The organism is Kitasatospora sp. NPDC058115 (assembly GCF_042884635.1).
Classification (GTDB): Bacteria; Actinomycetota; Actinomycetes; order Streptomycetales; family Streptomycetaceae; genus Kitasatospora.
This window is the reverse complement of sequence record NZ_JBHVTL010000010.1, coordinates 133,653-149,706: the sequence shown is the minus strand read 5'-3', so window position 1 is coordinate 149,706 and position 16,054 is coordinate 133,653. Positions and strand designations below refer to the sequence as shown.

Annotated in this window: 9 protein-coding genes and 2 pseudogenes; all 11 read right to left on the bottom strand. The window is 76.1% G+C overall.

Features of this window, described 5'->3' with window-relative positions; translation table 11 throughout:
- Positions 1-45: 45 nt before the first annotated feature.
- Positions 46-807, bottom strand: coding sequence for an Asp/Glu racemase (locus ACFVVL_RS13370; protein WP_380296301.1), 762 nt, complete (start codon positions 805-807; stop codon positions 46-48).
- Positions 808-906: 99 nt separating this feature from the next.
- Positions 907-1,884 carry a fumarylacetoacetate hydrolase family protein gene (locus ACFVVL_RS13365; RefSeq protein WP_387674318.1) on the bottom strand — a complete coding sequence of 326 codons (978 nt, stop codon included), beginning with the start codon at positions 1,882-1,884 and terminating at the stop codon, positions 907-909.
- A 16-nt stretch (positions 1,885-1,900) separates the two neighbouring features.
- On the bottom strand, positions 1,901-3,025 hold the full coding sequence (locus tag ACFVVL_RS13360) for a cupin domain-containing protein (protein WP_387674314.1): 1,125 nt from the start codon (positions 3,023-3,025) through the stop codon (positions 1,901-1,903).
- The gene (locus ACFVVL_RS13355; protein ID WP_387674312.1) at positions 3,022-4,026 is read right to left on the bottom strand and encodes a carbon-nitrogen hydrolase family protein; all 1,005 of its coding nucleotides are present in this window, start codon (positions 4,024-4,026) and stop codon (positions 3,022-3,024) included. The genes ACFVVL_RS13360 and ACFVVL_RS13355 overlap by 4 nt, the downstream gene beginning before the upstream one ends.
- On the bottom strand, positions 4,023-6,497 hold the full coding sequence (locus ACFVVL_RS13350; RefSeq protein ID WP_387674309.1) for an FAD-dependent monooxygenase: 2,475 nt from the start codon (positions 6,495-6,497) through the stop codon (positions 4,023-4,025). The genes ACFVVL_RS13355 and ACFVVL_RS13350 overlap by 4 nt, the downstream gene beginning before the upstream one ends.
- Positions 6,494-6,838 (bottom strand): annotated as a pseudogene (locus tag ACFVVL_RS13345) (acyl-CoA thioesterase); the annotation flags it as partial. The pseudogene ACFVVL_RS13345 and the gene ACFVVL_RS13350, both read right to left, overlap by 4 nt.
- Before the next feature lie 69 nt (positions 6,839-6,907).
- Positions 6,908-8,518: pseudogene (locus ACFVVL_RS13340) on the bottom strand (AMP-binding protein); the annotation flags it as partial.
- A 168-nt stretch (positions 8,519-8,686) separates the two neighbouring features.
- Positions 8,687-10,105 (bottom strand): phytoene desaturase family protein, encoded by a 1,419-nt coding sequence (locus ACFVVL_RS13335; RefSeq protein WP_387674306.1) that lies wholly within the window; start codon positions 10,103-10,105, stop codon positions 8,687-8,689.
- A 28-nt stretch (positions 10,106-10,133) separates the two neighbouring features.
- The gene (locus ACFVVL_RS13330) at positions 10,134-10,844 is read right to left on the bottom strand and encodes a DsbA family oxidoreductase (RefSeq protein ID WP_387674304.1); all 711 of its coding nucleotides are present in this window, start codon (positions 10,842-10,844) and stop codon (positions 10,134-10,136) included.
- A gap of 119 nt (positions 10,845-10,963) precedes the next feature.
- A complete protein-coding gene (locus ACFVVL_RS13325) occupies positions 10,964-11,461 on the bottom strand; it encodes a hypothetical protein (protein ID WP_387674301.1) in 498 nt (165 codons plus the stop codon).
- Positions 11,462-11,511: 50 nt separating this feature from the next.
- On the bottom strand, positions 11,512-16,050 hold the full coding sequence (locus ACFVVL_RS13320) for an SAV_2336 N-terminal domain-related protein (protein ID WP_387674298.1): 4,539 nt from the start codon (positions 16,048-16,050) through the stop codon (positions 11,512-11,514).
- Positions 16,051-16,054: the final 4 nt, after the last annotated feature.

Genomic DNA, 16,054 nt, shown 5'->3' with positions numbered 1-16,054 from the left:
ATAGCGGCGCCGCGCGCTCCCCGGGCCCCGGCCGGGCCGGTCCGGTCAGGCCTGTGCGAAGGCCCCGGAGAGCAGGTGGCCCGCGCCGGGGGCGTGGGCCGGCAGGCCGAGGGCGCGCAGCAGTTGGTGGGTGGTGCAGACCGCCGCGGAGACGACCGGCTTGCCGAGCCGCTGCTCGGCCTCCTCGATCACCGACAGGGAGGGCAGCTGCACGCACGCCGACAGCACCACCGCGTCGGCCCGGGCGTGGTCGAGCCCGGCGGCGATCGCCGGGAGCTTCGCCGGGTCGTGGGCGGCGACGTCCAGGTTGTCGGCGATCTCCAGGGCCGTGTGGTCGACCACCTCGATGCCCTCGTGGCCCAGGTAGTCGACGACGGTGCGGGCCAGCGGCCGCAGGTAGGGGGTGACCAGGGCGACCCGGCGCGCGCCGAGCGCGTGCAGCCCGGCGACCAGGGCCCCGGCGCTGGTGACGACCGGCGCGGGCGCGCCGTTCTCCACGGTGCGCCGGTGCAGCCGCCGTTCGGCCTCCCGGTGGTAGCCGGTGCCGGCGCTCATCACGGCGACCAGGCAGGCGTAGCCGAGCACGTCGACCCGGGCGTCGGCGAGTTCGGCGGCGCACCGGTCGGACTCGGCGTCCATGCCGCGCAGTTGCTCGGGCGTCACCCTGGTCATCCGCATCCGGCTGGAGTGGAAGGTGAACCGTTCGGGCGCGACCCGTTCGCGGGCCCGCAGCAGGGCGGGCACTTCGGTTTCCATGGTGACGTTGGAGCTGGGGACGATCTGGCCGATCCGGTAGGTGGTGGCCATGGCGGGGACGGTCCTTCCGTGGTGGGGTGGCTCCCGACGGGGCCTGCGCGGGGCCTGCGCGGGGCTTTCGCGGGGCCCGGGTTCGCGCTCGGCGGGCGCTCAGCGGGCGTCGATCACCGGGTTGGCGAGGGTGCCGATGCCCTCGATGGTCGCCTCGACGACGTCACCGGGCCGCAGGAAGCGCGGCGGCACCATCGCGGCCCCGACGCCGGACGGCGAGCCGGTGGCGATGACGTCCCCGGGCTCCAGGGTGACGCCGGAGGAGATGTCGGCGATCAGGCGGGCGACGCCGAAGAGCATGTGGCGGGTGTTGGAGGACTGCCGCAGTTCGCCGTTGACGCGCAGCGACAGGTCGAGGCGCTGCGGGTCGGGGATCTCGTCGGCGGTCACCACGACCGGGCCGAACGGCGCGTAGCTGTCCTGGCCCTTGGAGAAGAACCACTGACCGGACCGGCGCTGGTCGCGGGCGCTGATGTCGTTGACGATGCTGTAGCCGAAGACGTGCCGCCAGGCGTCGGCCTCGGCCACCCGGAAGGCGGGGGCGCCGATGACGACGGCGAGTTCGCACTCCCAGTCGAGCTGCTCGGTGAGGTCGGCGTTGTGCCGGATCGGTCCGCCGGGGCCGGTGACGGCGGTCGAGGGTTTGCTGAACAGCACCGGACGGTCGGGCAGTTCGCGGCCGGTGTCCAGGGTGCGGTGCGACTCGGCGACGTGCTCGACGTAGTTGAGGCCGACGCCGACGATCTTGCCGGGGCGCAGCGGCGCGTCCAGGGCGACGTCGGCGAGCACGGGCAGGGACGCCGGGTCCGCGGCCGCGCGGTCGGCCAGGGCCCGGGCGGTGGCCAGGGCCGGTTCCCCGGCGCGGATCAGGGCCGGGAGGTCGGGGGGCAGGTCCGCGCCGGCGGCCGCGGCGAGCGCCGTCAGGTCGGCGACCCGGTCGCCGGCGAGCAGGGCGCCGAGGCGCGGGCCGCCGGCGCCGTCGGTGCCGCGGGTGCCGTGGATGCCGTGGGTGCCGTGGCTGCCGTCGGGGTCGGACGTGCCGGGGGTTGCGCGGGGGCGGAAGGTCAACAGGCGCATGGGTACGGGCTCCTGGTCACGGGGTGGCGGTGGGCTGGTGCCCGTCGTGCTCCGGGTGGGCCTCCTCGCGGTACAGGCCGAGCGAGTGCATCACCGGGAAGTCGTTGAAGGAGAACAGGCAGGCGTCCTCGCCGGGGTCGGTGTTCGCGTGCTCGTGCCAGGCCCAGGACGGCACGACGAAGATGTCGCCCTGCTGCCAGGCGAAGCGCTGCCCGGCGATCACCGAGACGCCGCGGCCCTTGGCGGCCGTGTACACCACGGAGCCGGTGTGCCGGTGGGCGCGGGTGGCCTGGCCGGGGCGCAGCAGCTGGAGGTGGGCGCCCATGGTGGGCATCACCGGGCCACCGGTGACCGGGTTGGTGTACTCCATGATCACCCCGTCGTAGGGCGATCCCGCGGTGGCGCGGGCGAGCCGGGTGAGCGCGTGGTAGCTGGGCTCCCAGGGCCAGCCGAGCAGCGGCGAGTGCGGGCGGGTCCACTTCTCGACGCCGTACGGCAGCAGGTTGCCGCCGTACGTCAGCAGCGAGGAGTTCACCACCTCGCCGGGCCGCTGGTACAGCTCCGGGTGGACCTCGTAGAAGTTGGCGTCGAGCATGTTGACCAGCGGGATGTCCAGGCCGTCCTGCCAGATCACCGGGGCCTCGTCGGACTCGTTGCCGTGCTCGTGCCAGGTGCCGTTGGGCGTGATGGCGAAGTCGCGCGGGCCGACCCTGAGCTTCTGGCCGTCGACGATCGTCCAGGCACCGGTGCCCTCGTGGACGAAGCGCAGCGCGGAGGCCTGGTGGCGGTGCGCGGTCATCGCCTCGCCGGGGCCCATGATCTGCAGGCCGGTGTACAGCAGACCGACGGCGGCGCTGAGTTCGCGGCGGCCGGGGTTGACCAGCATGACCACCCGGCGGCCGGCGTCGTCCGCCCTGACCAGCGGCAGCGCCTTGTGCACCAGCGGGCGCAGATCGGCGTAGCGCCAGAGCACCGGCACCGACTTCGGCTGCGGGTACCAGGGCTCGATCTCGTTGGCCACGGTCCACAGCGCGCCCGCGTCGGCCTTCGCCAGTTCCTCGTAGTAGGCCGTGAGTTCCGGGTTCCCGGTGACCCGGGCCCGGCCGATCCGGTCGTCGTCGTGGTCCGGCGTGCCGTTCATGCCTGCTCCTTCGGGGATGCCTGGTCGAGCGTGAGCGGCCGCAGCGGGCGGTGGTCCACGTGCAGCCGGAAGACGTCGAAGCGGTTGTAGTGGCCGACGATGTCGTGCATCTGCTTGGGCTGCACGCAGCGGCCGAGGTCGATCTCGGCGTAGACGATGCCCTCCTCGTCCACCAGCGGTTCGGTCACCGCGCGTCCGTCGGGGCCGAAGATGCCCGACAACGCGCTGCGCGGGCGGGCGAGTTGCTCGCGCAGCCGGTGGTCCTCGCCGGCGATCGCCTCGACGATCCCCGGCGAGAGGGTGGAGCAGGAGACCACGGTGAAGACCTTGCCCTCGAAGCAGTGCGCGGCGGCGCGCAGCGCGATCGCCTCCGCCATGTCGTAGTCCTCGGGGGCGACCGGCAGGGCGATGTAGGCGGCGGCGTGGACGAGTTCGCCCTGGGCGAGGAGGGTGAAGCGGGCGAGCGGGTTGGTGTTCTCGCCGCAGGCGAGCGCGCCGAGCGGGCCGACGGCCGTGCGGTGGACGCGCAGGGTGCTGCCGTCGCCGGGCGTCCAGGTCAGCTTCTCGGCCCAGGTCGGCACCAACTTGCGGTGCACGCTGAGCAGTTCGCCGTCGGCGTCGATGACCAGCAGGGTGTTGTGGAGCACCCCGAGGCTGTGCGGGCCGCGTTCGTTGACACCGATCACCAGCACCACGCCGGCCCGCCGGGCGGCGGCGCGCAGGGTGTCGACGTGCGGGCCGGGCACGTCCACCGACGCGCGGTAGAGGCGCTCGTACCAGGGCGAGCCCTGCACCGGGTTCATCGTCCAGTTCCAGTACGGGTAGCCGGGGACGAACACCTCGGGGAAGACCACCAGGGAGGCGCCGTGGCCGGCCGCCTCGTGGATCAGCGCGACCGCCTTGTCGACGGTGGCGGCGGTGTCCAGGTAGACGGGCGAGGCCTGGACGGCGGCGGCGGTGAAACGGGGCAGTCGCAGCGCGGCGGCCACGGGCTCGGTCATCGCTCCTCCTCGGGGCGCTCGGTCGGGTCGGGGTGCGCGGGGTGCGCGGGGGGCGAGGGGTGCGAGGGCGGCTCGGGGTGCCAGCGGAGGTGCACCGGCGCGGCCGGCTCGCGCACGAGCCGCAGCCGGGGCGCCACCCGGTCCGCCCCCGGCCCCGGCGGCCGGCGGCTGCCCGCCGCCCACGGGCCGGGCCAGCACGCCCCGGGGCCCGCGTAGCCCTGCTCGGCGGCGGCGTGCAGCGTCCACAGCGGGTCGTGGAGCTGGGCCCGGCCGACCGCGACCAGGTCCGCCCGCCCGGCCAGCAGCACCGAGTCGGCGTCGTCGTGGTGGGAGATCGCGCCGACCGCGACGGTCGGCACGCCGGTGGCGGAGCGCACCAGTTCGGCGAACGGCGTCTGGTAGCCGCGCCCGTACGGCGGCCGCTGGTGCGCCACCACCTCGCCGGTGGAGACGTCCAGCGCGTCCGCCCCGCCGTCCGCGAGCGCGCGGCCGATCGCGACGGCCTCCGCCGCACTGGTGCCGCCCGGCGCCCAGTCGCTCGCCGAGATCCGCACCAGCAGCGGCCGCCCGGCCGGCCACACCGCGCGGACCGCCGCCAGCACCTCCAGCGGCAGCCGCAGCCGCTGCGCGAGCGGGCCGCCGTAGCCGTCGGTGCGCCGGTTGGTGAGCGGGGACAGGAAGCCGGAGAGCAGGTGGCCGTGGCCGAACTGGAGCTCCAGCGCGTCGAACCCGGCCCGCGCCGCGCGCTCCGCCGCGGCGGCGAAGTCCGCCGTCACCGCGGCGAGTTGGACGGCGTTGGCCTCGTGCGGAAGCGGCGAGTCGGCGTCCCACGGCAGCGGTGAGGCGGCCAGCACCGGCCAGCCGCCCCCGGTGAGCGGCGGCCCGGTGCCGTCCGGGCCCGGCACCGCCCGGGAGGCCCGGCGCCCGGCGTGGGTCAGCTGGATCCCCACGGGCGTGCCGCTCACCTCCCGGATACCGGTGAGCAGTTCGCGCCAGGCCTGCTCCTGCCGGTCGTTCCACAGGCCCGGGCAGCGGTCGGTGGCCCGGCCCTCCGGGGTGACGGCGGTCATCCCGGCGATCACCAGCCCGGCGCCGCCGAGCGCGTGCGCGGTCAGCTGTGCCCGGTCGAAGGCGCTCGGCAGGGCGTCGACGGCGGTGAAGGTGGCCAGCGGCGGCACCACCACCCGGTTGCGCAGTTCCAGGGCGCCCAGCTTCAGCGGGCGGAACATCGGCGGGGCGTCGCGGGCGTCGCGGGCGTCGCGGGTGTCCCGGGTGTCGCGGGTGTCGCCGACGTCCGGCGCTCCCCGGACGGCCCGGTCCACCGCCGCGACGAACCCGGGATCCCGTGCCCGCAGGCTCCCGTAGGTGACCCGGCGGCTGCGGGTGAGCAGGTTGAACGCGAACTGGTCCGCCCCCTGCCCGGTGCGCCGCCCGATCGTCTCGAACCACTCCAGGCTCGCCTGCGCGGCCCGCTGGGCGGACTCCACCACCGGCCGCCGCTCCGCCTCGTACGCGGCCAGCGCGTCCGCCGGCGTGGGCTGTTCGCGCAGGCTCGCGGCGAGTGCCAGGGCGTCCTCCAGGGCGAGTTTGGTGCCCGAGCCGATCGAGAAGTGGGCCGTGTGCGCCGCGTCGCCGAGCAGCACCACGTTCCGGTGCCGCCAGGCGGCGTTGCGCACGGTGGTGAACCGGATCCAGCGGGAGGCGTTGGGGATCAGCCGGTGTCCGTCCAGGTGCCCGGCGAGCAGCTCCGTGCACCGCCGGACGCTCGCGGTGTCGCTCTCCCCGCGTGCGAACTCCCGGGCCGCCAGGGCCTCGAAGCCCGCCCGCCGCCAGGGCTCCTCGGCCAGCTCGACGATGAACGTGGACCGCTCGGCGCTGTACGGGTAGGCGTGGACCTGCAGCACGCCGAAGTCGAAGCGCTCGACGATGAAGGTGAAGGCCTCGAAGACCTTGTCGGTGGCGAGCCACATGTAGCGGCTGCGCCGTTCGTCCAGCTCCGGGCGGAAGGCCTGCGGATACGCCGCCCTGGTCGAGGAGTTGATCCCGTCCGCCGCGACCACCAGGTCGTACTCCGCGGCGAGCCGCCCGATCGGCGGGGCGGGCGTGCGGTAGCGCACGTCCACCGCCAGTTCCGCGCAGCGGCGTTGCAGGATCGCGCGCAGCCGGTTGCGGTCCAGCGCCGCGAAGCCGTGCCCGCCGCAGGTGCGCACCTGGCCGGCGCGGCGGACGTCGATGTCGCTCCAGCGGGCGAACTCCGCGCTCATCGCGGCGAACACCTCCGGGTCGGCCCGGGCGATGCCGTCCAGCGTCTCGTCGGAGAAGACCACGCCGAAGCCGAACGCGTCGTCACGGCCGTCCCGTTCGAAGACGGTGATCTCCCGCCCGGGCGCCGTCCTCCGGGCCAGGGCGGCGAAGTAGAGCCCGCCCGGGCCGGCGCCGATCACCGCGATGCGGCCGGCGCCGGCGGTCACCGGATCACCTCCGGCTCCTGGCGCCCGGCTGCGGCCAGCGCGTGGCGCACCTGGTCCGGCCACGGCTCGCTGCCCTCGGCGTGCGGCGCGGCGTGCACCACCGACATCCGCCCGCTGGCGGCCAGCCCGTGCGGCCCGTGCACCTCGAACGCGTAGTGCAGCGAGGAGCCGCCGACGCGTTCGACCCGCAGCTCGGTGCGGACCACGTCACCGAACCAGAGCCGCTCGCGGTAGTCCGCCTCGAAGTGCACCCGGGGGATCCGCCCGAACAACCCGTCCAGCCCCAGCCGGCGCAGCAGGGTCGCCTCGGCGGCCTCGGCCCAGCGCTGGACGGCCGAGAAGTGGTAGTGCCCGGCCGCGTCGGTGTCCGACCACTCGACCCGGCGCTCGGTGGTCACGCTCGCCGGTGCCCCGGCGGCCCCGGCGGCCGCCCGCCGGCGCAGTTCGGCGCGGGCCAGCTTCCCGGTCGCGGTGCGCGGCAGCGCGTCGGTGAACTCCACCACGCGCGGGTACTTGTACGGCGCGACGGTCCGCTTCACGTGCTCCTGGAGCGCCCGGACCGTCGCCGGTCCTCCCGTCACCCCGGCGCGCAGCACCACGTACGCCTTGACGACGGTGCCGCGCCGCTCGTCCGGTGCCCCGACCACCGCGCAGTCGGCGACGTCCGGGTGCTCGGCGAGCACCTGCTCGACCTCGGGACCGGCGATGTTGTAGCCGGCCGAGACGATCATGTCGTCAGTGCGCGCCTGGTACCAGAAGTAGCCGTCGGCGTCGCGCACGCAGGTGTCCCCGGTGAGGTTCCAGCCGTCCCGGACGTAGTCGCGCTGGCGCGGGTCGTCGAGGTAGCGGCAGCCGGTCGGGCCCTTGACGGCGAGCCGCCCGGGCTGCCCGTCGGGCACCGGCCGGCCCCGGTCGTCCAGGATCGCCGCCCGGTAGCCGGGCACCGGCAGGCCGGTCGCGCCGGGGCGGATGTCGGCGTCGGCGGCGGATATGAACACGTGCAGCAGTTCGGTCGCCCCGATGCCGTCGATCAGCCGCACCCCGGTGGCCGCCCGGAACGCCTCCCAGACGCTCGCCGGCAGGTGCTCGCCCGCCGAGACGCAGCGCCGCACCCCCGCCAGCCGGTCGGCCAGCCCGGCGGCGAGGATCGCCCGGTAGGCCGTCGGCGCGGTGAACAGCACGCTCACCCCGTGCCGGCGGACCTGCTCGGCCAGCTGCTCGGGCGCGGCCTGTTCCAGCAGCAGCGCGGCGGCGCCGGCCCGCAGCGGGAAGACCACCAGCCCGCCGAGCCCGAAGGTGAAGGCGAGCGGCGGGGTGCCGCCGAAGAGGTCCCCGGGGGTGGGCCGCAGCAGGTGGCGGGAGAAGGTGTCGGCGTTGGCGAGCACGTCCCGGTGGAAGTGCATGGTGGCCTTGGGGCGGCCGGTGGTGCCGGAGGTGAAGGCGATCAGCGCCACGTCATCGGCGGCCGTCGGCACGGCGGTGAACCCCGCGCCGCCGGTCAGGCCCTGCGGCCCGGCCCGATCGTAGGGCACCACCGTCAGCCCGGGCGTCTCGGCCCGCTCCAGCTCCGCCAGGAACCGTCCGTCGCACAGCGCCAGCACCGGCCGGGCGATCGCGCAGAGCGTGGTCAGCTCGCCCGCCCGCAGCAGCGGCATGGTGGTCACGGCCACCCCGCCCGCCTTCAGCACCCCGAGCCAACAGGCCACCAGCCACGGTGCGTTGGGGCCCCGCAGGAGCACCCGGTTCCCGGGCACCAGGCCGAGGCGCCCGGCCAGCAGCCGGGCCACCGCGTCCGCCCGCTCACGCAGCTCGCCGTACGTCCACTGGGCGTCCGGCGTGACCAGGCACCGCCGGTCGGGCCCGTACCGGGCGATCGTCGCGTCGAGCAGCTCGTGTGCGCAGTTCAGCCGGTCCGGATACGCCAACTCCGGTAATTCGAAGAGGAGTTCGGGCCACTCGTCGAGCGGCGGGAGGTTGTCGCGACAGAACGTGTCCACGTGCGCAGAGGGAGAGAGCTCCATGGGCGGGCCACCTCGTAGGGCGAGCGGGAGTGAGCCAAGTATCGCGCTTCGGTGACGCCAGTCAAGAGACCGATACACGCATTCGGCCCAGCCCGCCGTCGGCCCAGCCCGCCGTCGACTCAGCCCACCGTCGGCCCGGCCCGCGTCGGCCCGGCCCGGCCCCGGCGGTCAGCGCCGCAGCCACCGCAGGGCCGCCTCGGCGGCGTGGGCGCCGCACATGCCGTGGACGCCCGGGCCGGGCGGGGTGGCGGCGGAGCAGAGGTAGTGGCCGGGCAGGCCGGTCGCGTAGGGGTGCAGGGTGGGGCGCGGGCCGAGGAGGAGCTGGGCGGCGTCCTTGGCTCCGGTCATGATGTCGCCGCCGACGAAGTTGGGGTTGCCGGCGGCGAAGTCGGCGGGACGGCGCACGGCCAGGCCGATGATCCGCTCGCGGAAGCCGGGGGCGAAGCGTTCGATCTGCGCGATGACCGCCCCGGTGGCGTCCCCGGCGTAGCCGTGCGGCACATGGGCGTAGCTCCACACCGGGTGGACGTCGCCGACGGAGCGCTGCGGGTCCGCCAGGTACTGCTGGCCGACCAGGACGAACGGCCGCCGCGGCATCCGCCCGGCGGCGACGGCGCGCTCGGCGGCCGCGAGCTCGGCGAAGCCCCCGCCGAGGTGGACGGTGCCGGCGCGGCGGGCGGCTTCGGCCGTCCAGGGCACGCCGCCCTCGACGGCGAAGTCGACCTTGAACGCCCCGGGTCCGTGGCGGAAGCGGCGGTAGGCGCGGGCGGTCCGGGCCGGCAGCCGGTCGCCGAGGAGATCGGCGACCGCGCCGGGGGCGAGGTCGTACAGGACGAGGTCGGCGGGCGGGATCCGGTCGGCCGAGCGGACCCGCACCCCGGTCTCGACCGTGCCGCCCAGCTCGGTGAGCAGCGCGACCAGCGCCCGGGTGATCGCCCCCGAGCCCCCGGCGGCCACCGCCCAGCCGTACCGGTGCCCGGAGGTCAGCAGCCCGAGCCCGATCGCGGCGCTCAGCGGCCGGTGCAGCGGCTGGAACGCGTGCGCCGCCGCCCCGCCGAACAGCGCCCGCGCCCGCTCGCCGGAGAACACCCGGGCCAGGGCCGAGGCCGGGAGCAGCGCGGGCAGCCCGAACCGGGAGAGCAGCACCGGGTGACGGGGGAGGCGCAGCAGCGGGCCCATGAGGGCGGGGGCGAGCCGGTCGTACTCCGCGACCGGCCGCCCGAACAGCTGCCGCCACCGCCGGCCGTCGACGCCGCCCAGCGCGTCGGCGGTGTCGGCGACCGACCGGTACAGGGCCCCGGCCGTGCCGTCGTCCAGCGGGTGCGCGCAGTCGACCTCCGGCAGCCGGAACTCCAGTCCGAACCGCTCCAGCCCCAGACCGCGCAGGAACGGCGAGCCGACGGTCATCGGGTGGACGGCCGAGCAGTGGTCGTGCAGCAGCCCGGGCACGATCGCCTCGCCGCTGCGCGCCCCGCCGCCCGCCTCCCCGGCGGCCTCCAGCACGGTCACCCGCAGCCCGGCCCGGGCCAGCCGGACGGCGGCGGCGAGCCCGTTGGGCCCACCGCCCACGACCACGGCGGTACTCATGGGCCCAGCATCCCGCACCCGCCCGTGCTCAGCGCTGCGGCAGCTCGCACCCGTCCGGCCCGCAGGCCCCGGCGGCGTTCTCCGCGTCGACCGGCGTCAGCACCGTGCGGCTCTCCCAGGCCTGCTCCAGCGCCGCCGTGAAGGTGTCGGCCGGCTGCGCGCCCGAGACCCCGAGCCGGCGGTCGAACACGAAGAACGGCACGCCGGTGGCGCCCATCGCGCTCGCCGTCGCCTCGTCCTCGCGCACCGCGTCCGCGTACGCCTGCCGGTCGGCCAGCACCCGCGCCGCCTGCGCGCCGTCCAGCCCCGCCTCGACGGCCAGCTCCACCAGCCGCCCCGGCGCGAACGCGGACGCCTCCTCGGCGAAGTTGGCCCGGTAGAGCAGGTCCAGCAGCGCCGCCTGCCGCCCGTGCTCGGCGGCGAAGTGCAGCATCCGGTGCATGTCGAAGGAGTTCGCGGCGTCCCGCCCCGCACGGACGTACGCCAGCCCCTCGGCCTGCGCGTTGTCGGCGATCCCCTGCTCGGCCGCCTCCGCCTGCTCCAGGCCCATCCCGTACTTGGCGGCGAGCAGCGGCACCACCGGCCGCGCCTGGTGCGGCGCCCGGGGGTCGAGCTCGAACGACCGGTGCACGACCTCGACGTCCCCGCGGTGCGGGAAGCGCTCCAGAGCCCGTTCGAAGCGCGCCTTGCCGATGTAGCACCACGGGCAGTTGATGTCGCTCCAGATCTCGACGCGCACGGCGCTGCTCCCGTCCTTCCGGCCCGTGCGGGTCCTTCCCGCACACCTCCAGGGCGCAACACCGTCGGCCGGGTAAATATTTCTGCCGGTGAACCATTCACCCTCCGCCGGGCTGCGGGCTACGGGCAGAGCCAGCAGTAGAGGTCCTCGCCCGCCGCCCGGGCACGGCGCGCCAGCCCGGACAGCTCCTGGACCAGCGGGCGCAGGCCCTCGCCGTCCGCGCCGGGCAGTTCCTCGGCGGCCGCCGCCCACCGGGCGGCGACCTCGGCGAGACCGGCCTCCGGGAGCTCCGCCAGGGTGTCCCGCACCGGCCGGCCGAGCCGCATCACCCACGGCCCGGTCGCCCAGGGGTCGTCCTCGTCCGCGGGCCCCTCCCGGCCGGGCGGCGGCGTGGTCGGCCACACCGGCGTTCCGCCGACCAGGTCGACCGCCCACTCCACCCGCCGCACGACGGCGATCAGCTGCCCCAGGACGACATCCGGGTCCACCCCCTTGGCCTCGACCCCGTCGAACACCGCCCCCGGGCCCCCGACCGGCGGCCCGCCCTCGGCATCGTGGAGCGCGGCGAGGACGGCGGCGTCGTCGGCCGCGCGGAAGTAGTCGGTCAGTACGCCCATGCCCGTGGTTCCTGTCTGATCGTCGGCGGTTCCGGTGCACCGGTAGTGGATCAGCCGCCACTGACATCGGCGAGCTGTCCGCCGAGTGCGTAGGCGTCGCCGTTGTACAGATGGGCGCCCTCGACCTGCGTGAAGCGCAGGGCCTCACCGGTGCCCAGCCGGTCGCTCACCAGATCCAGGACGGCCCCGGAGACGGTGAGCGCCGCAATGGGGCTGTACGGGGTCCTCGGTGCCGTCGCGAGCCTCCGCATCAAGGCCTGGCGACCCGGTGCCCGGGAATCGTGCGGGCCGGTGAAGACCGCCAGGCCGAGCGGAGGCCCGGCCCCGGCGGGGAGCGCGGACACGGCCTGCCACACCCGCACGATCGCGCGCCCGACGGCCGCCAACGGATCCCGCTCGCCGGTGAGGGTCACCTGGAGTGCGGTGTCGAGGTCGAGCACCGTGCCGTCGACCTCGGGGTCGGCCACGAGGTCGACCAGGATCTCCGTCACGACGGACTTCGCGGTGCGGACGTCCGCGCCGCTCAGCTGGAAGAGCAGGTGGACCGCCTTTCGGTCCGACGAGTCGCCGGTGAGCCGGGACAGTTGCTCGAAAGCCGTGCGTTGATCCTCCGGAACCTCCTCACCGGGCGGCCGGCCGTCGAGTTCCAGCCGGAGGCGCTCAAGGAATCCCGCCTCGTCCTCGCGGTTGTCGTCCCGGCGGAGGGCGGCGAGCACGGTGTCCACCACCGTGGCCAGGTCGTCGAAGCCGCGTACGCGGACCAGCAGCGCCGTGAGCGGTGTCGCGAGGGTGAAGGCGGCGTAGCGGACCAGCGGGAGCAGGACGGGCCGCTCGAAGTCCACCCAGGTGCGGACCTCCGCGGGTGAGCGGAAGCGGTCGGTGAACCCGTGGTCGAGGTGCTGGACGGCGCTCTCCACCGCGGAGCGGTAGTGCGTCAGGAGCCGTTCGAGGGCCTGGTCGCGGTTGTCGGCGTGATCCTCGCGGAGGCCCACGGCGTACAGGGTGAGCAGTGAGTGGACCGACCAGCGGCCCCAGGCCGAGCCGTAGCCGACGAGGTGGGTGTCGGCCAGGGCCGACAGGAGGATCCCGGTCTCCCTGGCGTCGAGGTCGGCGAGGCGGGCCGCGGCCTCCGTGGTCAGATCAGGGTGGGGGAAGACCGAGAGCAGCCGGAAGAGTCGCGCCTGGTCGCCCGGGAGCTGTCGGTACGAGATGTCGAACGCCGTTCGCACGCTCTGTTCGTCGCGGCGGATCAGGTCGAGCCGCCGCCGGGGATCGGTCAGCTGCTCGACCAGCGATGCCACCGGGCGGGAGGGGGTCTGGGCCAGCTGTCCGGCGCAGAGGGTCAGCGCCAGCGGCAGCCTGCCGCACAGCTCCGCCAGCGCCCGGGCCTGGTCGGGGGCGTCGGCGATCCGGGTGTCGTGGCCCAGACGCTTCCGGAGGCGGTTCTCCAGGAGCCGGACCGAGGCCTCGGCGGTCAGCACCCCCACCTCGAACAGCCGGGCATCGAGCGACAGGACGCTCCGCGAGCTGACGAGGACGCTGACGGCGCCGTCGGTCGGGAGCAGCGGTGCCACCTGGGCGGCGCTCGCCGCGTTGTCGAGGACCATGAGGACGGGCCCGAACTCCCGGGTGTACCGGGCAAGGGCGGCCCGGTGGACGAGGAGCCGGTACTGGTGGTCGGCCGGGATGGCGTCCTGGTTGGTGTCGAGGGAGCGGAGGAGGATCTCCACGGCCTTCTCGGTGGTGAGCGCCTCACCGCTCCGGTTGCCCGCCAGGTCGAGGTACAGGACTCCGCCGGGATACCACCCGAACGCCAGGACCCGTTCGGCGGCCTGGAGGACGAGCTCCGTCTTTCCGACGCCCGGAAGGCCGGAGACCACGGCCGCACGGGTGGCGTCGGTGCCGGGCTCGGCGGGCGTCAGGAAGCTGATCAGTTCGCCGATTTCCTCCGCACGACCGGTGAACGCGCGGGACGCGGCCGGGAGGGTCTGCAGGGGGATGCGTCGCGACGGCGGGATCCTGATGATTCCGGTCTGGACGAGGGCTTCCTCCTCGGCGATGCCGTTCCGCAGCCAGGGCGCGGCGAGGGCCTCCGCCACGTCCGCGGCGAGGTTGCGGGCGGCCAGCTGGACCGGCACACGCGGCAGCCGCCGGGCCAGTCGCCGCAGGGCCCGTTCCACCGCGGGGTCCGCCGCGTCGTGCTCCGGGCCCAGCCACCTCCGCAGCTCGTCCACCACCTCGTCGGTGTCGAGCGCTCCGAGCCGGACGACCCGGGCCCCCGTCGGGGGCCGCCAGGAGCCGATGGATTCGGTCGTGACGACGACGCATCCCCGGCCGTGCCGGGGGAGGAAGAACGGTAGCTCGCTGTCGCTGGCCCAGGCGCCCCGGGGGACGTCGTCGAGGACGACGAGCCAGTCCTGATGCCGTGCCAGCTGCCGCCACAGCGGAGCGAGGGAGGATTCGTCGAACAGGGCGCCGGCCGGGCCGACGGCCTGCCAGAGCCGCGACAGTCCCGTCCGCAGCGTGCCGGGCCGGCGGGCGTCGATCCAGTGGACGAACGGATGCGATCCGCCGAAGGCGCCGACGTACTCCTGGACGAGCCGCCGGCGTCCCGTCCCGAGGGCGCCGGTGAGGATCACCAGGTCGGGGAGGCCCGGCCGGGTTACCGTCCGGGTGGGGGAGAAGGCCTCCGCCAGCTCCGCCAGTGCGCCGCGCCGGCCGATCATGACCGGGGGATCGGGCGGGCTCTGGACGGGCGGCACCGGGACCAGCCGGTCGGGTCTGAGGGCGGGGCTGGTCGGAGCGGCCGGTGCGGCCGGTGCGGCCGCCGGGACCGTGGGCGCCGTACGGGCCGCCGCGCCGTCCCGCGCCGACCGCTCCAGCGCCGAGGTCAGTCGCGCGGCGTCCTCCGCGTGCCGGCCACCGGCGCCCGCCAGGACCTCCACCGCGACCTCCGCGAAGACCCGGCTCCGCTCCGACAGCGCCGACGGCGGCGCACCGTCCCCGCCGACCGTGGCCAGGGCGCGGAAGTCGAGCGTCCCGCCGAAGGTCGCGGCGACCCGGCCGGACACCTTGGCGAGGAGCGCCAGCACGTCCACCGACTCGGTACGGCTCAGCTCGGTGAGCAGCTCCGCCCGCACGCCGCTCCGGAAGGCGTAGATCTGCTCGTCCGGGTCCCCGGCGGCCGCGCCGGGCGGTTCGAGCAGGCCGGAGACGAACAGTTCCGCGAGGTCCGTCTGCCCGGACTCGGGGACGGCGGCCTGCTGGACCAGCCGCATCACCGGCAGGCTCAGCGGCGCCGCCGCCAGGTGGCAGGCGAGCCGGTAGGCCGTCGGGGAGCTGCCGGCCCGGAAGCGGGCGACGCGCTCGGCGGGCGTGGCCGGGCCCTCGGCGGGGCCGGCCGGCCGCTGCGGGCGCGGCACGCCGCCGAGCGGGGCGGCCAGCATCGGCGTCCAGCCGCAGGCACGGCCGGCGGTGAGCCGGGCCCACGGGGCGAGCCAGTCGGCGTCGACCTCCAGGACCGGCAGCCAGCGCACCCGGGCCCGTTCGGCGGCGCCCCGGGCGCCGCGCGGGATGCCGGGCAGCGCGGCCTCCGAGCGGAACACCGGGACCGGCCGGCCCGTGTCGGAGGCGCGCGCCTCCACCGGGGCGGTGCGCAGCGCGGTGCGGTGCCACAGCCGCCGGGGCAGCACCTGCAGCGCCGCGGCCGGACGGGTGGCCGCGGTGGCGGCCAGGAAGCCGGGCAGCTCCTCCCCGTACCAGGCCGGGCCGACGCCGTCGGTGAGGACGAGCAGGATCCGGCGGCCGGTCGGGTCCAGGAGCGGGCGGAACCAGCCGGAGCGGGGGACGGGGGGAACGGCCGGGCGGTGGCGGCGGAGCGGGGCGAGCGCGGGGGCGTCCAGGTCCGTCCGCAGCGACCAGCGGCGGACGTCGGCGAAGGCGCCGTGCCGCTCCAGCAGGGTGCCCAGCTCATCGGCGAGCCGGTGCCAGACGGCCATCGTGGCGCCGGTGTCGACCAGCAGGTCGACCGAGAAGTACGGCTCCCGGGCGGGCCGCCAGGCCGGGAGCAGGATGCCGGTCTCGGCGGTGGCCTCGGCGGTCGCCTCCTCGTCGAGGGCGGCCCGCCCGGGGGCGTCGGCCGGCCGCCTCAGCGGGCGCAGCGCCCGGGCGAGGTCCAGCGAGCCGTCGAGCGCGCGGGGGCGGGTGACCCGGACGGTCCGCCCGCCGGGCGCGGCGGCGCCGCCCGGGCCGGGGGAGCCGGCGCGGGAGTGCAGCACGGCCCGGGGGCCGGCGGCCTCCCGCCGGCGGGCCGGCCACGGCGGGAGGCCGGCCGGGGGCGGGTCCGTCGGCGCCTCGCCGGTGGCCGCGGGCCCGGGCCGGCCGTCGCCGTCGGACCCCGGTGCCGCGGGCGGGGCCGGCGGCGGGCCCAGTCCGGAGAGCCGGGCGATCCACAGGACGTCCGCGAGGTCGCCGGCCGTCACCGGCCCGCCGTCGCCCGGGGTGAGCAGGGCGCCGAGCGCCTCCCTCAGCGGATCCGCCGACGCGTCCTGCTCCGCCTGGCCCGGCGGCACCTCCGAGGACCGGTCCACTCGC